Source organism: Altericroceibacterium endophyticum (assembly GCF_009827595.1).
Classification (GTDB): Bacteria; Pseudomonadota; Alphaproteobacteria; order Sphingomonadales; family Sphingomonadaceae; genus Altericroceibacterium; species Altericroceibacterium endophyticum.
This window is the reverse complement of the sequence record NZ_WTYT01000004.1, coordinates 184,782-206,774: the sequence shown is the minus strand read 5'-3', so window position 1 is coordinate 206,774 and position 21,993 is coordinate 184,782. Positions and strand designations below refer to the sequence as shown.

31 protein-coding genes are annotated in these 21,993 nt (G+C 56.7%); 30 read left to right on the top strand and 1 reads right to left on the bottom strand.

Translation table 11 applies throughout. The features are described 5' to 3' along the window. Window positions 1-14 precede the first annotated feature (14 nt). Window positions 15-1,991 (bottom strand): diguanylate cyclase, encoded by a 1,977-nt coding sequence (locus tag GRI91_RS10185; RefSeq protein WP_160736567.1) that lies wholly within the window; start codon window positions 1,989-1,991, stop codon window positions 15-17. A 757-nt stretch (window positions 1,992-2,748) separates the two neighbouring features. Between GRI91_RS10185 and rpsL the strand changes: the two genes are divergently transcribed. The 30 genes from rpsL (at window position 2,749) to GRI91_RS10035 (ending at window position 21,923) form a co-directional block, all read left to right on the top strand. Beyond that, window positions 2,749-3,120: a 30S ribosomal protein S12 gene (rpsL, locus tag GRI91_RS10180; RefSeq protein ID WP_047820267.1), complete on the top strand. Its 372-nt coding sequence runs from the start codon at window positions 2,749-2,751 to the stop codon at window positions 3,118-3,120. A 178-nt stretch (window positions 3,121-3,298) separates the two neighbouring features. Next, window positions 3,299-3,769 carry a 30S ribosomal protein S7 gene (rpsG, locus tag GRI91_RS10175; protein ID WP_160736566.1) on the top strand — a complete coding sequence of 157 codons (471 nt, stop codon included), beginning with the start codon at window positions 3,299-3,301 and terminating at the stop codon, window positions 3,767-3,769. A 146-nt stretch (window positions 3,770-3,915) separates the two neighbouring features. Then, window positions 3,916-6,009, top strand: a complete 2,094-nt coding sequence (fusA, locus tag GRI91_RS10170; RefSeq protein ID WP_160736565.1) for an elongation factor G — start codon at window positions 3,916-3,918, stop codon at window positions 6,007-6,009. Between the two features lie 93 nt (window positions 6,010-6,102). Then, window positions 6,103-7,293: an elongation factor Tu gene (gene tuf, locus GRI91_RS10165; protein ID WP_160736564.1), complete on the top strand. Its 1,191-nt coding sequence runs from the start codon at window positions 6,103-6,105 to the stop codon at window positions 7,291-7,293. A gap of 163 nt (window positions 7,294-7,456) precedes the next feature. Beyond that, window positions 7,457-7,768, top strand: coding sequence for a 30S ribosomal protein S10 (rpsJ, locus tag GRI91_RS10160; RefSeq protein WP_034905023.1), 312 nt, complete (start codon window positions 7,457-7,459; stop codon window positions 7,766-7,768). Window positions 7,769-8,063: 295 nt separating this feature from the next. Continuing rightward, entirely contained in the window at window positions 8,064-8,840 is a 777-nt protein-coding gene (gene rplC / locus GRI91_RS10155) for a 50S ribosomal protein L3 (protein ID WP_160736563.1), read from the top strand. Between the two features lie 3 nt (window positions 8,841-8,843). Then, a complete protein-coding gene (gene rplD, locus GRI91_RS10150; protein ID WP_160736562.1) occupies window positions 8,844-9,467 on the top strand; it encodes a 50S ribosomal protein L4 in 624 nt (207 codons plus the stop codon). After that, window positions 9,460-9,768, top strand: coding sequence for a 50S ribosomal protein L23 (locus tag GRI91_RS10145; protein ID WP_160736561.1), 309 nt, complete (start codon window positions 9,460-9,462; stop codon window positions 9,766-9,768). Before rplD ends, GRI91_RS10145 begins: the two co-directional genes overlap by 8 nt. Before the next feature lie 12 nt (window positions 9,769-9,780). After that, window positions 9,781-10,617 (top strand): 50S ribosomal protein L2, encoded by an 837-nt coding sequence (rplB, locus tag GRI91_RS10140; protein ID WP_160736560.1) that lies wholly within the window; start codon window positions 9,781-9,783, stop codon window positions 10,615-10,617. Window positions 10,618-10,623: 6 nt separating this feature from the next. Beyond that, window positions 10,624-10,899 (top strand): 30S ribosomal protein S19, encoded by a 276-nt coding sequence (gene rpsS / locus GRI91_RS10135; RefSeq protein ID WP_160736559.1) that lies wholly within the window; start codon window positions 10,624-10,626, stop codon window positions 10,897-10,899. Continuing rightward, complete coding sequence (gene rplV / locus GRI91_RS10130) at window positions 10,899-11,276, top strand: 50S ribosomal protein L22 (RefSeq protein ID WP_160736558.1); 378 nt, start codon at window positions 10,899-10,901, stop codon at window positions 11,274-11,276. The genes rpsS and rplV overlap by 1 nt, the downstream gene beginning before the upstream one ends. A gap of 3 nt (window positions 11,277-11,279) precedes the next feature. Further along, window positions 11,280-11,975 carry a 30S ribosomal protein S3 gene (gene rpsC, locus GRI91_RS10125; RefSeq protein ID WP_160736557.1) on the top strand — a complete coding sequence of 232 codons (696 nt, stop codon included), beginning with the start codon at window positions 11,280-11,282 and terminating at the stop codon, window positions 11,973-11,975. 22 nt (window positions 11,976-11,997) lie between these two features. Continuing rightward, entirely contained in the window at window positions 11,998-12,429 is a 432-nt protein-coding gene (rplP, locus tag GRI91_RS10120; protein WP_160736556.1) for a 50S ribosomal protein L16, read from the top strand. Window positions 12,430-12,431: 2 nt separating this feature from the next. Then, complete coding sequence (rpmC, locus tag GRI91_RS10115) at window positions 12,432-12,635, top strand: 50S ribosomal protein L29 (RefSeq protein WP_160736555.1); 204 nt, start codon at window positions 12,432-12,434, stop codon at window positions 12,633-12,635. Window positions 12,636-12,645: 10 nt separating this feature from the next. Then, the gene (rpsQ, locus tag GRI91_RS10110; protein WP_160736554.1) at window positions 12,646-12,915 is read left to right on the top strand and encodes a 30S ribosomal protein S17; all 270 of its coding nucleotides are present in this window, start codon (window positions 12,646-12,648) and stop codon (window positions 12,913-12,915) included. Between the two features lie 70 nt (window positions 12,916-12,985). Further along, window positions 12,986-13,354, top strand: coding sequence for a 50S ribosomal protein L14 (gene rplN / locus GRI91_RS10105; protein ID WP_160736553.1), 369 nt, complete (start codon window positions 12,986-12,988; stop codon window positions 13,352-13,354). After that, window positions 13,354-13,674 (top strand): 50S ribosomal protein L24, encoded by a 321-nt coding sequence (gene rplX, locus GRI91_RS10100; RefSeq protein ID WP_160736552.1) that lies wholly within the window; start codon window positions 13,354-13,356, stop codon window positions 13,672-13,674. Before rplN ends, rplX begins: the two co-directional genes overlap by 1 nt. Beyond that, window positions 13,667-14,248, top strand: a complete 582-nt coding sequence (gene rplE, locus GRI91_RS10095; protein ID WP_160736551.1) for a 50S ribosomal protein L5 — start codon at window positions 13,667-13,669, stop codon at window positions 14,246-14,248. The genes rplX and rplE overlap by 8 nt, the downstream gene beginning before the upstream one ends. Window positions 14,249-14,275: 27 nt before the next feature. Continuing rightward, complete coding sequence (gene rpsN, locus GRI91_RS10090; RefSeq protein WP_160736550.1) at window positions 14,276-14,581, top strand: 30S ribosomal protein S14; 306 nt, start codon at window positions 14,276-14,278, stop codon at window positions 14,579-14,581. Window positions 14,582-14,592: 11 nt separating this feature from the next. After that, window positions 14,593-14,988 (top strand): 30S ribosomal protein S8, encoded by a 396-nt coding sequence (rpsH, locus tag GRI91_RS10085; protein WP_160736549.1) that lies wholly within the window; start codon window positions 14,593-14,595, stop codon window positions 14,986-14,988. Beyond that, window positions 14,988-15,521, top strand: a complete 534-nt coding sequence (gene rplF, locus GRI91_RS10080; protein ID WP_160736548.1) for a 50S ribosomal protein L6 — start codon at window positions 14,988-14,990, stop codon at window positions 15,519-15,521. Before rpsH ends, rplF begins: the two co-directional genes overlap by 1 nt. Before the next feature lies 1 nt (window position 15,522). After that, on the top strand, window positions 15,523-15,867 hold the full coding sequence (gene rplR, locus GRI91_RS10075) for a 50S ribosomal protein L18 (protein ID WP_160736547.1): 345 nt from the start codon (window positions 15,523-15,525) through the stop codon (window positions 15,865-15,867). Further along, window positions 15,867-16,655, top strand: coding sequence for a 30S ribosomal protein S5 (rpsE, locus tag GRI91_RS10070; protein WP_419866838.1), 789 nt, complete (start codon window positions 15,867-15,869; stop codon window positions 16,653-16,655). Before rplR ends, rpsE begins: the two co-directional genes overlap by 1 nt. A gap of 6 nt (window positions 16,656-16,661) precedes the next feature. Next, window positions 16,662-16,838, top strand: coding sequence for a 50S ribosomal protein L30 (rpmD, locus tag GRI91_RS10065; RefSeq protein WP_088307932.1), 177 nt, complete (start codon window positions 16,662-16,664; stop codon window positions 16,836-16,838). Window positions 16,839-16,995: 157 nt separating this feature from the next. Continuing rightward, on the top strand, window positions 16,996-17,487 hold the full coding sequence (gene rplO / locus GRI91_RS10060; RefSeq protein WP_160736546.1) for a 50S ribosomal protein L15: 492 nt from the start codon (window positions 16,996-16,998) through the stop codon (window positions 17,485-17,487). Between the two features lie 133 nt (window positions 17,488-17,620). After that, a complete protein-coding gene (gene secY, locus GRI91_RS10055) occupies window positions 17,621-18,985 on the top strand; it encodes a preprotein translocase subunit SecY (RefSeq protein ID WP_160736545.1) in 1,365 nt (454 codons plus the stop codon). Between the two features lie 24 nt (window positions 18,986-19,009). Beyond that, on the top strand, window positions 19,010-19,657 hold the full coding sequence (locus GRI91_RS10050; RefSeq protein WP_160736544.1) for an adenylate kinase: 648 nt from the start codon (window positions 19,010-19,012) through the stop codon (window positions 19,655-19,657). 286 nt (window positions 19,658-19,943) lie between these two features. Beyond that, the gene (rpsM, locus tag GRI91_RS10045) at window positions 19,944-20,312 is read left to right on the top strand and encodes a 30S ribosomal protein S13 (protein ID WP_160736543.1); all 369 of its coding nucleotides are present in this window, start codon (window positions 19,944-19,946) and stop codon (window positions 20,310-20,312) included. Window positions 20,313-20,368: 56 nt separating this feature from the next. Beyond that, window positions 20,369-20,758 (top strand): 30S ribosomal protein S11, encoded by a 390-nt coding sequence (gene rpsK / locus GRI91_RS10040; RefSeq protein ID WP_039094134.1) that lies wholly within the window; start codon window positions 20,369-20,371, stop codon window positions 20,756-20,758. Window positions 20,759-20,867: 109 nt separating this feature from the next. Further along, the gene (locus tag GRI91_RS10035; RefSeq protein WP_160736542.1) at window positions 20,868-21,923 is read left to right on the top strand and encodes a DNA-directed RNA polymerase subunit alpha; all 1,056 of its coding nucleotides are present in this window, start codon (window positions 20,868-20,870) and stop codon (window positions 21,921-21,923) included. Window positions 21,924-21,993 lie beyond the last annotated feature (70 nt).

Here is a 21,993-nt window from a genome sequence, read left to right as displayed (position 1 = left end):
AGCGCGTTGGCAGCTTAGGATGCGGTTGTTAATTCTGCGCTGAAGACCCGGTTGCGGCCTGCATTTTTTGCTCTGTAGAGCGCTCTATCTGCGGCATTGAGCGCCATTTCCGCGCTTTCGCTATAGGTTTTGAGTAGTGCGCTGCCGCCGCTGATCGTAATCACACCAAATTCGCTTGCCTCATGGGGCATCGCGATGTTGGCCACGGTTTTGGCTGCTTGCGCAGCGGCGTGGAGCGCTTCTTTCGGGTCGCTGGAAACTTGCAAAACGGCGATTTCCTCGCCGCCATAGCGATAGACACGCCCGAGCGGCAGCGCCGCTCGCAGGATCGTCGTTACACGGCGAAGGGCCTCATCGCCTGCTGCATGGCCATAAGTATCGTTGAAAAGCTTGAAATAATCGATATCGAAAAGCGTAAGCACGACATCATCGCTGCGGCGCAATGCCTCGTCCAGATCACGGTCAAAAGCGCGCCGGTTTAATGCGCCGGTGAGCGAGTCCTTAAGTGATAAGTCGCGAAGCTTCTGATTGGCGAGTTCGAGCTCGATGGTCCGGTCGATGACGGCCTGTTCGAGGTCGCGATTAGCCTCTCCGATCTTTTCCGCCATGCCGCGAAATGAACGCGAAAGAAGACCGATTTCGTCCTTTCTGTCTTCGGGCAATGCGAGCTCGCCTCGCGCAATGGATTTGTAATCACCGCTTGCAATGCGTTCTGAGGCGTCTTTCAGTGCCTTGAGCGGGCGAGCGATCGAGCGGCGAAGAACAACCATCACAGAGATAATCAGCAAGGCCGACAGTGCCAATATGAGCATGAAGAGCATATTGGCAGCGTCACGGACATTTTTGGTGACAATGGATTCGGGGTACACTGTAATCAGCCACCAATCCGGCCCTGCTAATTGGGTGGCGCCAATATAGGCTCCGATTTCAGGAGCCGAAATGACGCGTGCCGAGCCAGTTTGCGGGATATCTGCTTCGAACAAACGGTCGTAAACATGCTTTACGACCGGATCTCCAAGCTCATCAATGCTAAGCTGTCCGGCCTCGCTCAGCGCGTCGGCCAGATGGGCAGGGTGGGCGACGACATTGCCCTGTCTCGACAGAATCATCGAATAACCGCCATAGGGGTGGGTGGTGGTCACGCGTCTGACCAGATCATTGAGTTCGATGTCGAAGCTGGGCGTAATCAGGTGCTGTCCATCAGGCGCATCCACCGGCATCATATAGGTCACTGTCCATGCCTGGGCAGTTTTGTCGAAATAAAGGCTCGTCCAGACATTCTTGCGTTCAGGATTGAAGCGTTTAAGCGTGGAGCCCACAACGGTTCCTTCGCTCATCGTAAGATTGGCATCTGCATCGAGCCCCCAGGGCACCCCTGGCCAGTGTATTATAAGTGCGCCTTCGGGCAGGCTGGCATGCAGATTGGCAAATTCTCCCACCCAGGCGGGGCCATATCGATCGACCAGCATGTAGCCGAGGACCAACCTGCGCTTTATATCGCCATCCAGCGGCATCGCTTCGGACCCTACAAAGGCAGAAGTGCCTGAATGGGTGAGCCCGTTAGTATCCTGCCAACCGTTGTAATAACGCGGCTTGAGGCGCCATGATTGATTACCTGTTCGCATGTAATATTTATCGAAATCCAGTTTCGACAGCGTTTCGGGATTTGAATATAATTCCAGATATTGTTGCTTGAATAAGGTAAGATACCGATCTGCACGCTCAAACAATTCGCTTTCCGACCGGCCTCGTTCCGCCACATAATCGCTTAGATTTTCGAGCGTGCTGCGTTCAATCTGTTTGTCCAGATAAAAGAAGGCCGTCCCGGCGATGGCGATTGTGCCGAGGCAGCTAACGGCGACAAGGCGGGCGGCGATATCCGCGATGAAGGACAGGCGCGGCCTTTCATTCACCAAGCCGCCGCTTTCTGCAGCAATACGGGCTGCTTGCGCGCCTTCGCGTTCGCCGCCGATGTCGCTGCTGAGTATCATTCGGTCCCTCTCACGGCATTTCTGTTTACCTAGTTGAAAGTACCTAGGTGAAGAGTGTTAATTTTTGGTCACAGCCGAAGGTAATCAATAGCGAATAGTGCCCTTCGAAGGCTGTTAATAGCAGTTAACAGGATTGTTGCTTCATCATTAACAGAGCCTGTGCGATGCGCTTCATTCCTACGTCTTAGCTGTGCTGCCGCCGCTGGCCCATGCCCAGTCGCGTAACTTGACCGGGAACCGGAATGTCACTATTGGCACCTCATCCGCAGGCGGTTCGCCGCCGTGGGTAGATAGAGCTGAACATTGACGGTTTGGTCTCGGAAGGGGCGGTTCGCTATAGGCGGTCAGCCCCTTTAAGTCTTGGAATTGCGCGTTTTGCGCGCTTCTTGGACTCTCTATTGATCGGGCGCCTTGGTGTCCGAAGCGGGGCGGCCGTCAAAGTAACCCGGTGCCGAAAGGTGCGGGTGGAGTGATTCGGCTCGCTTATGTTGTCGCCTGATTTGCGGATATGCATCTGCTTTCAGGCTTTGATGACATGAGCGAGAGAGCGGATTTTCCGGACATGCGCCGGAATGCCCGCCCGCCAAAAGCGGCGATACTTCATCCTCTTTTTCAGTGCCGAACCGGAATCGATCGGATTGCGGGTGCGGGTCACAGACCGCAGCGCCTGGCTTGAGGAAGGTGCCGGTTTTTCGCCCGGAAAGGCGACCTGGTACAGCAATCCCGCTATGCCAGAAATTCAGGTGAAGAGTACTTCATGCCGACTATTAACCAGCTGGTCCGCAAGGGCCGCGTTCCGCAGAAGGCCAAGAGCAAGGTCCCTGCGATGGAACAGAACCCGCAGAAGCGCGGTGTTTGCACCCGTGTTTACACGACGACGCCGAAGAAGCCGAACTCGGCTCTGCGTAAAGTTGCCAAGGTCCGTCTGACCAATGGCCGCGAAGTCATTTCTTACATTCCCGGTGAGGGCCACAACCTTCAGGAACACTCCGTGGTTCTGATCCGTGGCGGCCGTGTGCGAGATCTTCCCGGTGTGCGTTACCACGTACTGCGCGGCGTTCTCGATACGCAGGGCGTGAAAGATCGCAAGCAGAGCCGTTCCAAATACGGTGCCAAGCGTCCGAAGTGATGTTGGCGGGGTGAGCTTTATATTCTTGAGGGCGTCTTATGCGTCCTCGTCATGGATTTGCTGACCCTTTCAGTCCGGTCGAGACAAATATTCAGGCGCCGCATTGCTCATCAGCTCCCGGTCGATTGGGGGTGAAGAACAAGAGTAGTGTGGGCGCAACAAGAAGGAATTTTGCGACATGTCACGTCGTCGTCGTCCCGAGAAGCGGGTCATCCTGCCCGATCCCAAATTCGGTGATCAGGTTCTGTCCAAGTTCATGAACAACCTCATGCTTGACGGTAAGAAGTCCACTGCCGAGCGCATCGTTTATGGTGCACTCGACACGGTCGAAGCCAAGGCCAAGGCTGATCCGGTCCAGATGTTCCATGAAGCGCTCAACAATGTTAAGCCGCAAGTGGAAGTTCGCAGCCGCCGTGTTGGTGGTGCGACCTATCAGGTCCCGGTTGAAGTTCGCCCGGAACGTGCTCAGGCACTGGCCATTCGTTGGCTGATCGGTGCGGCTCGTGGCCGTGCTGAAACCACCATGGCAGCCCGTCTTTCGGGTGAGCTGATGGATGCGGCGAACAATCGCGGCAATGCGGTCAAGAAGCGTGAAGATACGCATCGTATGGCTGATGCCAACCGCGCCTTCTCGCACTACCGCTGGTAATTTGCGCGGGGGGATCGTTTAAATTCGCCGGCCCGTGGCTTTTTTCAGGAGCTACGGGCTCGCGCGGTCTTTAAGCGGTCACATTTTTTATTATATGGGGCAGGCTTTCCGTTTGAAAGCCTTCCTACAAACCCGAGGAATTCATCATGGCCCGCAGCCATCCGATCGAACATTACCGCAATATTGGTATTATGGCGCATATCGACGCCGGTAAGACCACCACTACCGAGCGGATCCTCTACTACACCGGCAAGTCCTACAAGATCGGCGAAGTCCATGACGGCGCCGCTACGATGGACTGGATGGAGCAGGAGCAGGAACGCGGCATCACCATTACTTCTGCTGCCACGACGACGTTCTGGCAGGCCGAAGATGGTCAAGGCCCCGAGCACCGCATCAACATCATCGATACGCCCGGACACGTTGACTTCACGATTGAAGTTGAACGTTCGCTCCGCGTACTCGACGGCGCCGTCGCTGTGTTTGACGGCGTGGCCGGTGTTGAACCGCAGTCCGAAACCGTTTGGCGTCAGGCAGACAAATACGAAGTGCCGCGGATGTGCTTCGTGAACAAGCTCGACCGTACCGGTGCGGATTTCTATTATTGCGTGCAGTCGATCATCGATCGTCTGGGCGCAACGCCGCTGGTTCTTTATCTGCCGATCGGTGCAGAGAGTGACCTGCAGGGCGTGGTCGACCTCGTGAACAATCGCGGCATCGTCTGGGAAAATGACGGTCTCGGCGCGACGTTCAACTATGTCGACATTCCTGAAGATCTGCAGGACAAGGCTGCCGAATATCGCGAAAAGCTGATCGAAACTGCTGTTGAGCAGGACGATGAAGTGATGGAAGCCTATCTCGAAGGCAATGAACCCGATGCGGCGACGCTGAAGCGTCTGATCCGTAAGGGCACGCTGGAACGCGCATTCGTTCCTGTGCTGTGCGGTTCTGCCTTTAAGAACAAGGGCGTTCAGCCGTTGCTCGATGCCGTGGTTGATTACATGCCGAGCCCGATCGACGTGAAGGCCATTAAGGGCGTTCTGCCTGACAGTGACGAAGAACAGACCCGCCCGTCTTCGGACGACGCGCCGTTCTCTGCACTGGCCTTCAAGATCATGAACGATCCGTTCGTGGGTACGCTCACCTTTACCCGGATCTATTCGGGTCGCCTTGCGAAGGGTTCGGTGACGAACTCGGTCAAGGAGAAGAAGGAAAAGATCGGCCGTATGTTGCTGATGCATTCCAACAACCGGGAAGACATCGATGAAGCCTTTGCTGGCGACATCGTGGCAATTGCGGGCCTGAAGGAAACCACCACGGGCGATACGCTGTGTGATTCGGCCCATCCGATCATTCTTGAACGGATGGAATTCCCCGAGCCCGTTATCGAATTGTCGGTGGAGCCAAAGACCAAGGCCGACCAGGAAAAGATGGGCGTTGCGCTTAATCGCCTGGCTGCAGAAGATCCTTCATTCCGCGTATCGACCGATCACGAATCCGGTCAGACGATCATCAAGGGAATGGGCGAGCTTCACCTCGATATTCTCGTCGATCGTATGAAGCGCGAATTCAAGGTGGAAGCCAATGTTGGCGCTCCGCAGGTGGCTTATCGTGAGTCGCTCGCGAAGGAAGTCGAAGTAACCTACACCCACAAGAAACAGTCGGGTGGTTCGGGTCAGTTCGGTGAAGCCAAGGTTATCGTCACCCCCGGTGAACGCGGCCAGGGCGTTGTCTTCGAGGACGCGATCAAGGGCGGTAATATTCCTCGTGAATATATCCCCTCGGTCGAGAAGGGCATGCGCGAACAGGCCGATAGTGGTTATCTGGTCGGCTTCCCGATCATCGATTTCACCATCAAGCTGATCGACGGTAAATATCATGACGTCGACTCGAGCACGGTGGCGTTTGAAATCACCGGTCGTGGCGCGATGCGTGAAGCTGCCCAGAAGGCTGGCATCAAGTTGCTTGAGCCGGTCATGAAGGTGGAAGTTGTGACGCCGGAAGATTATCTGGGTGACGTGATCGGGGATCTCAATTCCCGTCGTGGCCAGATCCAGGGCACAGACACGCGCGGCAACGCTCAGGCGGTTGAAGCGCATGTTCCTCTGGCCAATATGTTCGGTTACGTGAATGAGCTGCGCTCTTTCACTCAGGGCCGTGCACAATACAGCATGCAGTTCTCTCATTACGACGAAGTGCCGGCCAATGTTGCGGCGGAAGTCAAGGAGAAGCTTGCCTAAGCAAGCGCAAGCGTTTAGGGGCGGCGCCTGTTTCAGCGGGTGCCGTCACTTTCCCGCAGAAATCTGATTCTGAAAGACAGAAGGTTAAAAGAAATGGCGAAGGAAAAATTCGAGCGGAACAAACCGCATTGTAACATCGGCACCATTGGTCACGTCGACCACGGCAAGACCACGCTGACTGCTGCAATCACCAAGGTCATGGCCGAAGTTTATGGCGGCGCTGCCGTCGACTTCGCCAATATCGACAAGGCTCCCGAAGAGCGTGAACGTGGTATCACCATTTCGACGGCACACGTCGAATATGAAACCGAAGCACGTCACTACGCTCACGTCGATTGTCCGGGTCACGCTGACTATGTGAAGAACATGATCACCGGTGCGGCTCAGATGGACGGCGCTATCCTGGTTGTGAACGCTGCTGACGGCCCGATGCCGCAGACCCGCGAGCACATCCTGCTTGCTCGTCAGGTCGGCGTGCCGGCTCTGGTTGTTTACCTGAACAAGGTTGACCAGGTTGACGACGAAGAAATCCTCGAGCTCGTTGAACTCGAAGTTCGCGAACTGCTCTCGAGCTACGATTTCGATGGCGACGATATTCCGATCGTCAAGGGTTCGGCTCTGGCCGCTCTCGAAGGCCGCGACGATGAAATCGGCAAGAACTCCATCATTGAACTGATGAAGGCTGTTGACGAATACATCCCGCAGCCGGAACGTCCGGTTGACCAGACGTTCCTGATGCCGATCGAAGACGTGTTCTCGATCTCGGGTCGTGGTACGGTTGTGACCGGCCGTGTCGAAACCGGTGTTGTGAATGTTGGCGACGAAGTTGAAATCGTCGGCATCAAGGACACCACCAAGACGACCGTGACCGGCGTTGAAATGTTCCGCAAGCTGCTCGATCGCGGTGAAGCTGGTGACAACATCGGCGCACTTATCCGCGGTGTCGCTCGCGACGACGTGGAACGTGGTCAGGTTCTCGCTAAGCCGGGTTCGGTTACGCCGCACACCGAGTTCAGCGCAGAAGTTTATGTGCTTTCGAAGGATGAAGGCGGTCGTCACACGCCGTTTTTCGCCAACTATCGTCCGCAGTTCTACTTCCGTACGACGGACGTGACCGGCGAAGTGGTTCTTCCCGAAGGCACCGAAATGGTCATGCCTGGCGATAACGTCACCATCGACGTTAAGCTCATTGCGCCGATCGCCATGGACGAAGGTCTCCGCTTCGCAATTCGCGAAGGCGGCCGTACCGTCGGTTCAGGGGTTGTCAGCAAGATCGCTAAGTAATATAGGCTGCTCATCGGGCGACTCGTAACAGAGTCGTCCGGTCAGAATTATAGAGGCCGCCCCTTCCTGTTCACTCCCTACGGAGGTTCAGCGAGGCGGGGCGGTCTCTTACTTTTTATGAAAGGCTCCGGCCTTTCTGGCTCTTTCGCATCGGTAAGTGGACATGGAAGCTCAGAATATCCGCATTCGCCTTAAGGCGTTCGATCACCGCGTTCTCGACCAGGCAACTGGCGAAATCGCAGACACCGCGCGTCGTACCGGCGCTCTTATTCGTGGCCCCATACCGCTGCCGACGCGTATCGAGAAGTTCACCGTGAACCGCGGTCCGCATATCGACAAGAAGTCGCGCGAGCAGTTCGAGGTGCGTACGTATAAGCGGTTGCTCGACATCGTGCAGCCCAATGCCCAGACGGTTGATGCGCTGATGAAGCTTGATCTCGCCGCGGGTGTTAACGTCGAAATCAAGCTGGCCTAAGCCGCCTGATTTCTTTCCGCGAAAGCGGGCTGTCCTGCAGGCCGGACCAAAAAAGGCCTGACAAGTTTCTAGAGCTGCTTTACTGGCAGCGCGGGGTTCCGGGAAATCGGAACTGCGAGGGGAGGGTAAGCCTTCCTTCTTGGGATACCGCCGGAATTATCCGGGCTGCGTCCCCCGTCTCGCTCTCCTTCATTGGAGGGCAACTCAGCCCGGACGGGGCGACGCATGACAATCTGGGCTGTGCAAGCCTTTTCGGGATGGGCCCGGGAAGGCCTCTGTTTGAGGAGATTGGATCATGCGCACTGGCGTGATCGCGAAAAAAGTGGGAATGACCCGCATCTTCCAGGAAGATGGTCGGCATGTGCCGGTTACCGTTCTTTCGTTGGAAGATTGTCAGGTTGTCTCCCATCGCACCTCCGACACGGATGGCTATGTAGCTCTCCAGGTCGGTGCGGGCGAAGCGAAGCAAAAAAATGTGAATAAGCCGCAGCGCGAACATTTCGCTAAGGCTGAAGTGTCGCTCAAAATGCGCGTTGCTGAATTCCGTCTCGAAAATGAGGAAGGTCTCCTTCCCGTCGGGTCGACCATCAGTGCCGAGCATTTCATCGCCGGCCAGAAGGTCGATATTACCGGTCACACCCAGGGTAAGGGTTTTGCTGGTGCGATGAAGCGCTGGAACTTCGGTGGTCTGCGCGCTTCGCACGGTGTCTCTCTCTCTCACCGTTCGCACGGTTCGACCGGTCAGCGTCAGGATCCGGGCAAGGTCTTCAAGAACAAGAAGATGGCCGGCCACATGGGTGACCGTCAGCGGACGCAACAAAATCTCGAAGTCGTGCGCACAGACGCCGACCGCGGCCTGATTTTCGTGAAGGGCTCTGTCCCTGGTTCGAAGAACGGATGGCTGATGGTTCGTGACGCGGTCAAGCTTTCGGCTCCCGAAGGTCTGCCGTTCCCCGGTGCGGTGATCGACAAGAACGCGCCGAAGAACGCTCCTGAAGCGTCTCCTGCGGCCGATCAGAACAACGCTGCCGAGGGCAACAACGCCTCCGGCGATGATGGCAAGGAGGGCTGAGCCGTGAAGGTTAAGGTCCAGAAACTCGACGGCAAGGCGTCCGGCGATCTCGAGCTCAACGATGCCGTTTTCGGTGTTGAGCCGCGCGCCGACATCCTGCACCGTGTCGTAACGTGGCAGCTCGAAAATCGCCGCGGAACGGCTCGTCCGACCCGTGAGCGTAGCGATGTTGCTCGCACCGGCAAGAAATGGGGCAAGCAGAAGGGTGGCGGCACGGCTCGTCACGGCGACCGCGCTGCTCCGATCTTCATCGGTGGTGGTAAAGCCCACGGTGCCCGTAAGCGCGATTTTGAGCAGTCGCTCAACAAGAAGATCCGTGCTCTCGGCCTCAAGATGGCTTTGTCCAGCAAGGCTAAAGAAGGCCTGGTGGTTGTAGACAGTCTGGAAATGGCAGAAGCCAAGACCAAGACGCTGGCTGCGACATTCGGCAAGAATGGCTGGAACGGCAAGGTTCTGGTTATTGATGGCGAGCAGATTGAAGACGGCTTCCGCAAGGCAGCTGGCAATCTGGTTGGTGTCAATGTCCTCCCGGCCGTAGGCGCCAACGTCTATGACATCCTGAAGCATGACACGCTGGTCCTTACCAAGGCCGCTGTCGAAAAGCTGGAGGCGCGCTTCAATGGCTAAAAAGCAGGAAATCGACGCCCGTCATTACGACGTGATCCTTGCTCCGCACATCACGGAAAAGACCACTTTGCTCTCCGAGCATAATGCGGTTGTTTTCAAGGTGTCTGACGATTCGACCAAGCCGCAGATCAAAGATGCGGTTGAAGCGATTTTCGACGTCAAGGTCACCGGCGTGAACACGATCGTGCAAAAGGGCAAGACGAAGCGCTGGCGGGGTCGCCCCTATAAGCGCACCGACATGAAAAAGGCGATCGTGACGCTGGCCGACGGCCAGTCCATCGACGTCACCAGCGGTATCTGAGGCTAGAGAACGATGGCACTCAAGAACTATAAACCAACGAGCCCCGCACGTCGCGGCCTCATCCTGGTCGACAAATCGGCGCTCTATAAGGGCAAGCCGGTCAAGTCGCTCACGGAAGGCAAGCGCAAAACCGGTGGCCGGAACAATAAAGGTCATGTCACCTCGCGTGGCATCGGCGGCGGTCACAAGCAAAAGTACCGCTATGTGGACTTCAAGCGTCGCAAATGGGACGTTGAAGGCACCGTGGAGCGGATCGAATACGATCCCAACCGCACTGCTTTCATCGCCCTGGTGAAGTATGATGACGGCGAACTCGCTTACATCATCGCACCGCAGCGTCTTGCACCGGGTGACAAGGTTGTCGCTGGTGAGAAGGTCGATGTGAAGCCTGGCAATGCGATGCTCTTGTCGCAAATGCCGGTCGGCACGATCTGCCACAATGTCGAAATGAAGCCGGCAAAGGGCGGCCAGATCGCCCGTAGTGCCGGTTCGTATGTCCAGCTTGTAGGCCGTGACCGCGGCCTGGTGATCGTTCGTCTGAATTCGGGCGAACAGCGTTACCTGCGCGGTGACTGCATGGGTACGGTTGGCGCCGTGTCCAATCCTGACAATGGCAACCAGACGCTGGCCAAGGCCGGTCGTCGCCGTTGGATGGGCAAGCGTCCGCTGACTCGCGGTGTTGCGAAGAACCCGGTCGATCACCCCCATGGTGGTGGTGAAGGCCGTACCTCTGGTGGTCGTCATCCTGTGACGCCTTGGGGTAAGCCCACTAAGGGCGCTCGTACCCGTAATAACAAGCAGACGGACAAGATGATCATCCGTTCGCGCCACGCGAAGAAAAAGAGGTAATCGAACATGGCACGTTCCGTCTGGAAAGGTCCGTTCGTCGATCTCCACCTGCTGAAAAAAGCGCAAGGTGCGCAGGATTCAGGTGGCCGTGGTGCGATCAAGACTTGGTCGCGTCGCTCGACGATTTTGCCGGATTTCGTAGGTCTGACGTTCAGCGTCTATAATGGCCACAAATTCGTTCCCGTCACGGTCAACGAAGAAATGGTCGGCCACAAGCTTGGTGAATTTGCGCCCACGCGCAGCTTCCCTGGTCACGCTGCCGACAAGAAGGGTAAGCGCTGATGAGCAAGCAGAAAGCTCCCCGTCGCGTCGCCGACAACGAGGCTCTGGCCGTAGGCACGACCATTCGTGGTTCTGCTCAGAAGCTGAACCTCGTCGCTGGTCTGATCCGCGGCAAGAAAGCCGAAGAAGCTCTGAATATTCTCAGCTTCTCGAAGCGGGCGATGGCTAAGGACGCGCAGAAGGTGCTCGCCAGTGCGATCGCCAATGCTGAGAACAACCATGATCTGGATGTCGACGCCCTTGTGGTTGCCGAAGCCAGTGTTGGTAAGTCCATCACCATGAAGCGTTTCCACACGCGGGGCCGTGGTAAATCCACGCGCATCCTCAAGCCGTTCAGTCGGCTGCGCATCGTGGTTCGCGAAGTCGAGGAGGCCTGATCGATGGGTCAAAAGAGCAATCCGATCGGCCTGCGTCTGCAGATCAACCGTACTTGGGACAGCCGTTGGTACGCCGAAGGGCGTGATTATGCGAACCTGCTCAAGGAAGATATCGAGATCCGCAAGCACATCATGAAGTCGCTGCCGCAGGCCGCGATTTCGAAGGTGGTGATTGAGCGTCCGGCCAAATTGTGCCGTATCTCGATCTATGCTGCTCGTCCCGGTGTAATCATCGGCAAGAAGGGCGCAGACATTGAAAAGCTTCGCAAGAAGCTGGCTTCGATGACTGCAAGCGAAGTGAAGCTGAACATCGTTGAAATCCGCAAGCCGGAAATCGACGCGAAGCTCGTCGCTCAGGGTGTGGCCGATCAGCTGATCCGCCGTATCGCCTTCCGCCGTGCGATGAAGCGCGCTGTGCAGTCTGCCCTGCGTCTGGGTGCCGAAGGCATCAAGATCGTTTGCGGTGGCCGTCTCGGCGGTGCAGAAATCGCCCGTGTCGAATGGTATCGTGAAGGCCGCGTTCCGTTGCACACGCTGCGGGCTAATGTCGATTACGCCGACGCTGAAGCGCTGACCGCTTATGGCATCATCGGGATCAAAGTCTGGATCTTCAAAGGTGAAATCCTGGGTAATGATCCGATGTCGCAAGACCGCCTGATGATGGAAGCACAGACTTCCGGCGTCCGGCCGGCGCGTTGAGATCGGGAGCTGAGTAGAAACAATGCTGCAACCGAAGAAAACCAAATTCCGCAAGGCGTTTAAAGGTCGTATCCACGGCAACGCCAAGGGTGGTACCGATCTGAACTTCGGCTCTTATGGGCTGAAGGCGATGGAACCCGAGCGGATTACCGCACGCCAGATCGAAGCGGCTCGCCGCGCGATTACGCGTCACATCCGCCGTCAGGGCCGTCTTTGGATCCGTGTGTTCCCCGATGTTCCTGTGTCGAAAAAGCCTGCCGAAGTTCGTCAGGGTAAGGGCAAGGGCTCGGTCGAATTCTGGGCCGCTCGTGTCAAACCCGGTCGGATCATGTTCGAGCTGGACGGTGTTCCCGGCCCGCTTGCGGCAGAAGCATTCGAACGTGCGGCGATGAAGCTGCCGATCAAGACCAAGGTCGTTGCCCGTCTGGGTGACACCTCGCATCTGGAGGGTTAATCATGGCCAGTATCGAAGATATCCGCGCCAAGACTGATGACCAGCTGAGCGCCGACATGACCGAATTGAAGCGTGAGCAGTTCAATCTGCGCTTCCAATCGGCAACCAATCAGCTGGAGCGTCCCGCCCGGATCAAAGAAGTCCGTCGCGAGATCGCCCGCATCAAGACGTTGCAGGGCGAACGCGCCCGCGCAGCAAAGGCGTAAGGAGCACACGATGCCGAAACGTATTCTGATCGGAACCGTGGTCTCCGACAAGACCGACAAGACTGTAACCGTACTGGTCGAACGGAAGGTGAAGCACCCGCTTTACGGGAAAATCATCCGCCGTTCGAAGAAGTACCACGCGCATGACGAAGAGAACGTCTACAAGACGGGCGAGCAGGTTCGCATCGAGGAGACCAAACCGATCTCCAAGACCAAGACCTGGATTGTCAAAGACCGTCTTCAGGCTGGTTCGACCGCCGCGGTTGAAGCCGACATCTAAGTCGTATAGCGAAGCGTTTTTGGAACTGCCGGACTTGTTCCGGCAAGCCTAACGAGAAGGAACCGGATCAATGATCCAGATGCAATCCAATCTCGACGTCGCGGATAACAGCGGCGCCAAGCGCGTCCAGTGCATTAAAGTGCTGGGTGGCTCGAAGCGTCGTACTGCGAGCGTCGGTGACGTGATTGTTGTCTCCGTGAAGGAGGCACAGCCACGTGCACGCGTTAAGAAGGGCGATGTTCACCGCGCGGTGATCGTTCGCACGAAGAAGGATGTCCGCCGTCCCGACGGTTCGGTCATCCGTTTCGACAGCAATGCCGCTGTTCTCGTCAATAAGAACGAAGAACCCGTCGGTACGCGTATCTTTGGCCCGGTAGTCCGCGAACTGCGCTACAAGGGTTTCATGAAGATCATTTCGCTTGCTCCGGAGGTGCTCTAATGGCTGCTTCGAAGATCAAGAAGGGTGACCAGGTCGTCGTTCTGTCCGGTAAGGACAAGGGCCGCACCGGTACGGTATCCAAAGTGATGCCGAAGGATGGCAAAGTAGTGGTGGACGGCGTTAATGTCGCTGCTCGTCACCGCAAGCCGACCCAGGTGAACCCGCAGGGCGGCATCGATCGTGCGCCCGCGCCGATGGCGATTGCCAAGGTTGCGATCGCTGATCCGAAGGACGGCAAACCGACCCGCGTCCGCTTTGAAGAGCGTGACGGCAAAAAGGTCCGGGTTGCTGTAAAGTCCGGAGAGACAATCGATGGCTGAGAATTACACGCCCCGCATGCGTCAGCGCTTCGACGATGAAATCGTCAAGGCGATGACCGAAAAGTTCGGTTACAAGAACCGCCTCGAAGTTCCCAAGCTGGAAAAGATCACGCTCAACATGGGTGTGGGCGAAGCCAGTCAGGACAAGAAAAAGGTTCAGATTGCAGCCGCCGAAATGGAAAAGATTGCTGGTCAGAAGCCGGTAATCACCAAAGCGAAGAAATCCATCGCACAGTTCAAGCTGCGCGAAGGCATGCCGATCGGTTGCAAGGTTACCTTGCGCAGTGAACGCATGTACGAATTTCTCGACCGTCTGGTGACGATCGCAATGCCGCGCATTCGTGACTTTCGTGGGCTTAACCCCAAGAGTTTCGATGGCCGTGGCAACTACGCCATGGGTTTGAAAGAGCAGATCATCTTCCCTGAGATCAGCTACGACCAAATCGATACAGTCCGTGGCATGGATATCATCGTCACCACCACCGCTAAGACCGACGAAGAAGCACGCGAATTGCTGCGTTTGTTCGGTTTCCCGTTCCCTGCCGATGAGCAGGCAGAAAAGGAAGCGGCCTGAAGCCGCTAGGAAGAGAGCTTAAGTCCAATGGCGAAACTGAGTTCGATCAATAAAAACGAGCGTCGTAAGAAGCTCGTTAAGAAATATGCGGCGAAATACGCCAAGCTGAAGGCTGTTGCCGATGACAAGTCGCTCGACGAAACCGAGCGCCTCATCGCCCGCCTGAAGCTGGCTGAAATTCCGCGCAACGGGAATCCCACCCGCGTGCGCAATCGCTGCACCACCACTGGCCGTCCGCGCGGCTATTACCGTAAGTTCGGCTTGAACCGTATCGAACTGCGTGATCTGGCCAATAAAGGCTTGATCCCAGGCGTTACCAAGTCGAGCTGGTGAGGATCTGACAGATGGCTATGACCGATCCCCTGGGTGATATGCTCACCCGTATCCGCAACGGCCAGCAGGCGAAGAAGGATTCTGTCCTTTCTCCCGCCAGCAAGCTGCGTGCGAATGTTCTTGAAGTGCTGAAGCGTGAAGGCTTCATCCGTGGTTTCTCTGAAGACGCCACGGGCAAGCATCCTGCTCTGCGCATTGAACTGAAATATTTCGAAGGCGAACCTGCTATCAAGCATGTCGCCCGCGTGTCCAAGCCGGGCCGCCGTGTTTATTCGGGTTCCAAGGAACTGCCGAATGTCCGCAACGGTCTTGGCATCACCATCGTCTCGACGCCGCGTGGCGTGCTCTCGGATGCCGAAGCACGGACGCATAATGTCGGTGGCGAAGTGCTGGCGGAGGTCTTCTGATGAGCCGCATCGGTAAAAGACCGGTGGCGATCCCCAGTGGCGTCACCGCGAATATCGACGATCGCGTGCTGACCGTCAAAGGTCCCAAGGGAACTCTTTCCATGGGTCTGACGGATCTCGTCGAGTATAAACTCGATGATGCCGGCATCACGGTCACTCCGATCAATCAAACCAAAAAGTCGCGTTCCTTCTGGGGCATGCAGCGTACGATGGTTGCCAATCTGGTTGATGGCGTTGTGGAAGGTTATTCCAAGACGCTTGAAATCAGTGGTGTTGGTTATCGTGCTGCCGTCAAGGGCAAGGTTCTGAACCTTCAGCTTGGCTACAGCCACGATGTCAATCTTGACATTCCCGAAGGGCTCGAGGTGAAAACCCCGGATCAGACCACGATTGAAATCAGTGGTATCGACAAACAGTCCGTCGGCCAGTTTGCTGCTGAGATCCGTCAGTGGCGGACCCCGGAACCCTATAAGGGCAAGGGTATCAAGTATCGCGGCGAGTACATCTTCCGCAAGGAAGGGAAGAAGAAGTAAGATGGCAAAGCTTTCTCTTTTCGAACGTCGCCGCGCTCGTGTGCGCACCGCTCTCAAAGCGCGCGGTTCCAACCGTCCCCGTCTGTCGGTGCACCGCACCGGGCAGCACATCTATGCTCAGATCATCGACGATCAGGCCGGCCGCACTTTGGCCGCCGCTTCGACCCTCGGTGACAAGGGCACAGGCGCCAATTCCGACGCCGCTGCCAAGGTGGGCAAGGATATTGCCGCAGCTGCCAAGAAGGCTGGCGTGACGTCCGTCGTGTTCGATCGCGGCGGGTTCCTGTTCCATGGTCGCGTCAAAGCGCTGGCCGACGCCGCCCGCGAAGGCGGGCTGGAGTTCTGATGATGGCTGAAGAAAACAACACCCAGGAAACCCCGAAGGTCGATAACGCAGGCTCCACGCCTACGCCGACCACTGCTCCGACCGAAGCGGCTGAAAATCAGTCCGCCGAAGCCGGTGCTCAGCCGCAGCAGCGCGAAAACAACAACCGTGGCGGCCGTGGCCGTGGCGGGCGTGACGATCGCGGTGGTGGCCGTGGCCGTGGCCGTGGTGGTCGTGATGATCGCCGTGGCGGCCGTAACCAGGACGACGATGGCGAAGAGCTGATCGAAAAGCTGGTCCACATCAACCGTGTTTCCAAGACGGTTAAGGGTGGTAAGCGCTTCGGCTTCGCAGCTTTGGTTGTCGTGGGCGATGGCAAGGGCCGCGTTGGCTTTGGTCATGGCAAGGCTCGCGAAGTTCCGGAAGCCATTAACAAGGCTACCGCAGCTGCCAAGAAAAAGATGGTGCGCGTTGCGCTGAAGGAAGGCCGCACGCTGCATCATGACGGCAAGGGCCGTTTCGGTGCCGGTAAGGTGAATGTTCGTTCGGCACCTGCTGGTACCGGCATCATCGCCGGTGGTCCGATGCGCGCCGTTTTCGAAAGCCTTGGCGTCGCCGATGTTGTGACCAAGTCGGTCGGTTCATCCAATCCCTATAACATGATCCGCGCCACTTTCGACGCTCTGCAGAATCAGACTTCACCGAAGTCTGTTGCTCAGCGTCGGGGCAAGAAGATCGCTGATCTTCTCGGCCGTGGCGGTGCGAGCGTGGCTGAAGCGGAAGCTGATGCCGCGGCAGTCGTGGAGTAATTCATCATGGCGAAAATTAAGATCAAGCAGATCGGTTCGCCGATCCGCCGCCCGGAAAGCCAGAAGAAAATTCTGATCGGCCTGGGTCTCGGCAAGATGCATCGCGTGGTGGAATTGGAAGATACCGCTGAAGTACGTGGCGCTATCGCAAAATTGCCGCATATGGTCGCAGTGGTCGATTAAGACCGCCGCCTCATTGCCGGTTCAAGAAACCCCGGGCCGTGTGCTCGGGGTTTTCTTTATATCCCTGCCTGACAGGTAGGGGGTTCACAGAGCGGACGCATTACCCTATGCGACCCGCTTCCCTATCAGCGCGAACAAAGCGAAAGCGAGTGCAATTATGAAACTGAATGAAATCCGCGACAATGAAGGTGCCCGTAAGTCCCGCATGCGCGTGGGCCGTGGTATCGGTTCGGGTAAAGGCAAGACTGCCGCACGTGGTCAGAAGGGCCAGAAGGCTCGTTCCGGCGTGGCCGTGAAGGGCTTCGAAGGCGGCCAGATGCCGTTGCATATGCGTCTGCCTAAGCGCGGCTTCAACAATCCGTTCGGCAAGGACTATGCCGAGGTGAACATTGGCATGATCCAGAAGTTCATCGACTCGAGTAAGCTTGACGCTTCCGGCACAGTTGATCAGGCGGCTTTGAAGGCTGCCGGTCTGACGCGCGGCGGCAAGGATGGCGTTCGTTTGCTCGGCAAGGGCGAACTGAAAGCCAAGGTCGCTTTCAAGGTTGCCGGGGCATCCAAGGGTGCCATCGAGGCCATTGAAAAGGCTGGCGGTTCGGTTGAAGTGACCGCGCCGAAGAAGGCTGAAGCAGCTGAAGCTGCCGAATAATCACATGATTTGGTGGGCGGGGGTTCGACATCTCCGCCCACTGCCTATATGGGCATGCACCTAACAAAGGGGCGGCCCAGCCAATGGCGGCTGCTCAAACAAGGCTTTTGGCCAAACAAGGCATTTCGAATCCATGGCATCACGCGCCGATAATATTGCGAGCAATCTCAGCCTCGCCAATTTCTCGAAAGCGACCGAGCTTAAGCAGAGGATCTGGTTCACGATCGGAGCACTGATCGTATTCCGCTTTCTAAGCTTCGTTCCGCTGCCGGGTGTGAATCCGTTGATCCTGCAGGATCTCTATGCGCAGACGCGCGGCGGCATTCTCGATCTGTTCAACACATTCTCGGGTGGCAGCCTTGAGCGCATGAGTCTCATCGCGCTCGGCGTTATGCCCTATATTACCGCTTCGATCGTGGTGCAGCTCGCTGCATCGCTTCATCCGGCGCTGATGGCGCTGAAGAAGGAAGGCGAAAGCGGTCGCACAAAGCTCAATCAATACACACGCTACGGCACGGTCTTCCTTTGCGCAGTGCAGGGCTGGTTCCTTGCCTCGGGTCTCGAAGCCTATGGCGCGCAGAGCGGCCTGCAGGCAGTGGTCGATCCTGGCTATATTTTCCGTATCAGTGCGGTGATCAGCCTCGTCGGCGGTACGATGTTCCTGCTGTGGCTTGGTGAGCAAATCACTTCGCGCGGTATTGGTAACGGCGTATCGCTGATCATTATGGCGGGTATCGTTGCGCAGTTCCCGACCTTTACCGCCAATCTGTTTGAGGGCGGTCGTTCGGGTTCTATCAGTGCCTTCACGATCATTGGTCTCGTTGTCATGCTGGTGGCTCTGGTGCTGGGCATCTGTTTCATGGAGCGTGCTCAGCGCCGGCTTCTGATCCAGTATCCCAAGCGGGCGACGCAGCGCGGAATGATGCAGGCCGATCGCAGCCACTTGCCGCTGAAGATCAACACCGCGGGTGTTATCCCGCCGATCTTTGCAAGCTCGTTGCTGCTGCTGCCGCTGACGATCAGTCAGTTTGCCGGCAATTCGGTCTCCACAGAAAGCACCGCAGGCGGTGTTATCGTCGCGCTGAACCAGTATTTGCAGCATGGTCAGCCGCTTTACATGGCGCTCTATGCGGCAGGGATCATCTTCTTTGCGTTCTTCTATACCGCAGTGGTGTTCAATCCTGAAGAAACTGCCGAAAATCTGAAAAAGAACGGTGGCTTCATTCCGGGTATTCGCCCAGGCAAGCGAACGGCAGATTATCTCGATTACGTCCTGACACGCATTACCGTGGTCGGCGCGATCTATCTGACAGTGGTTTGCGTGGTGCCAGAATATATGATCGCACAAACGGGGATTCCGCTGTTCCTGGGCGGGACCAGCCTGTTGATTGTGGTCAATGTGACGGTGGACACTATCACGCAGATGCAGTCACATCTTCTGGCGCACCAATATGGTGACCTGATCAAAAAAGCGAAACTGAAGGGCCGGCTGCGTTAAAGACGTTCCGGAGGGGGAGCAGACATGAACATTATTCTTCTTGGCCCTCCGGGCGCAGGCAAGGGCACGCAGTCGGGGCGTCTCGTGGATCATCACGGGATGCGCCAGCTCTCTACTGGAGATATGCTGCGTGCTGCCGTTTCGGCAAAAACACCGATTGGGGTGAAGGCTGCAGAGATCATGGATCGCGGTGAGCTGGTTTCTGATAAAATCGTTTCCGCCCTGATTGATGCCGAGCTGGCCGCCATGGGTGACGACGTCGGGGCCATTTTTGACGGCTACCCGCGCACTTCAGATCAGGCTGTGCAGTTGGACAAGATTCTCGCCAAGCATGGTCGCAATCTGGACCACGTGATCGAGCTGGAAGTCAATGAAGACGCATTGGTGGAACGTATCACAGGTCGCTTCACCTGTGCCAAATGCGGCGAAGGCTATCACGATCAGTTCAAACTGCCCAAAGTGGAAGGCGTCTGCGACAAATGCGGTAATACCGAGTTTAAGCGGCGCAAGGACGATAATGAAGAGGCCGTTCGCACTCGGATGGCCGAATATCGCAAGAAGACCGCTCCGATCCTGCCCTTCTATGAAGATCAAGGCATTGTGACCCGTGTTGACGGGATGGCGGGCATGGATGAAGTGAGTGCTTCGATCGAAAGCGTTCTGGCACGCTGATCACTGTTTCGCCGGATTTTGATCTTGCGGGCGGATGGCGATATTTGAAAAGTTATAGTGGATTGGCGCTTTGCGTATTCGGCAGCGGTAGGCTGTTGACGCATTGCGCGAATCATTCTAAGCGACCAATTCATTCGACAATTTCGGGTTAGTCCGGCACGGAGCAGAAAATGATCTGTTTCAACCGGGCTTTTTGCCTTTGGGGCTGCCGATTGCGTCAAGTGTTTTGAGCGATGAGATAGGAGACGCTGAAATGCGTTTTTCCTGTGGAGCATGGAGAAGTTAATTGGCTCGTATTGCCGGGGTAAATATCCCCACAAATAAGCGCGTAATCATCGCGCTCACCTATATTCATGGTATCGGCCCGACCGGTGCAAAGAAGATCGCCGACAAGATCGGTATTGATCACGCCACGCGCGTGCAGGATCTTTCCGATGCAGAAGTTCTGCAGATCCGTGAAACGATCGATGCAGAATATACGGTGGAAGGTGACCTTCGTCGCGAAACTGCGATGAATATCAAGCGTCTGATGGATCTGGCCTGCTATCGCGGCCTGCGTCATCGTAAAGGCCTGCCGGTTCGCGGACAGCGTACGCATACCAATGCGCGCACCCGCAAGGGCAAAGCCAAGCCGATCGCCGGCAAGAAGAAGTAAGCTTTAGCGTCTGACGCTTAAAGCCTTTCCAGATTTTCGCAGACAGGATACGAACCATGGCACGCGAACCGCAACGTATTCGCCGGCGTGAGCGCAAGAACATCTCTTCAGGTGTTGCGCATGTAAACGCCAGCTTCAATAACACCATGATCACCATCACCGACGCACAGGGCAATGCTATCAGCTGGTCCTCTGCCGGGGCTATGGGCTTCAAGGGCAGCCGTAAGTCGACCCCCTATGCCGCTCAGGTGGCTGCGGACGATGCAGGCAAAAAGGCCGCCGAACACGGCGTCCGCACTCTCGAAGTTGAAATCAAGGGCCCGGGTTCGGGCCGCGAAAGCGCTCTTCGCGCGTTGCAGGCGGTGGGCTTTACCATCACCTCCATTCGCGATGTGACCCCGATCCCGCATAATGGCGTGAGGCCGTCCAAACGCCGCCGCGTCTGATCGAACCTGCTTTGTGGGCCACAGTCGGTCCACACCCGCAAATTCGCATCGGCCGCGGCGTTTAACGTCAGCGGCCGTTGCTGTCAGCACATCTACCTAGGGGAAGTCTATGTCCGTCAATATGAAGAATTGGCAGGAACTGAAGAAACCCAACAGCCTGGACATCAAGACCGGCGCCGATGCCAAGCGGAAAGCGACCTTTGTCGCCGAGCCGCTTGAACGTGGCTATGGCCTGACGCTCGGCAACGCGCTGCGCCGTGTGTTGCTTTCCTCGCTTCAGGGTGCCGCCATCACCTCGATCAAGATCGAGAATGTGCTGCATGAATTTTCCTCGCTTGCCGGCGTCCGCGAGGATGTCACCGATATCGTTTTGAACGTGAAGCAGATTGCGCTCAAGATGGAAGGTGAAGGCGCCAAGCGCTTGCAGCTTTCCGCGACAGGCCCGGCGCAAGTGAAGGCCGGTGATATTGCCGTTACCGGCGATATCGAAGTGCTCAACAAGGATCTGGTGATCTGTCACCTTGATGAAGGCGCGACCTTCAACATGGAACTGACCGCCGATGTTGGTAAGGGGTATTCCCCTGCTGTTCAGAACCGCCCGGCCGATGCGCCGATCGGTCTGATCCCGGTTGATTCGCTTTATTCGCCGATTCGTCAGGTTAGCTACAAGGTCGAGAATGCCCGCGTTGGTCAGGAACTCGATTATGACAAGCTCTCGCTGACAATCGAAACTGATGGCACGGTCACTCCTGAAGATGCGATCGCTTATGCGGCGCGCATCCTGCAGGATCAGCTGACGCTGTTCGTCCACTTCGAAGACGGCATTCCGCAGCCTTCGAGCCAGATGATCGGTGTGGCTGCACAGCCGGAAGAAAGCGACGCGAACCAGCTCAACCGTTACCTTCTCAAGAAGGTGGACGAGCTGGAACTTTCGGTCCGTTCGGCGAACTGCCTCAAGAACGACAACATCATCTATATCGGCGATCTGGTTCAGAAGACCGAAACCGAGATGCTGCGTACGCCGAATTTCGGCCGCAAGTCGCTCAACGAGATCAAGGAAGTTCTTTCCAGCATGGGGCTCCGCCTCGGCATGGATATTCCTGGCTGGCCGCCTGAGAATATCGAGGAAATGGCCAAGAAGCTCGAACAAGAGCTGCTGGGTTAATCGTTTCGGGCTCGCTCCATCTGGGGCGGGCCTGCTTCGGCCAGTGGCCGGGGCATCAGGGTAACAGGGC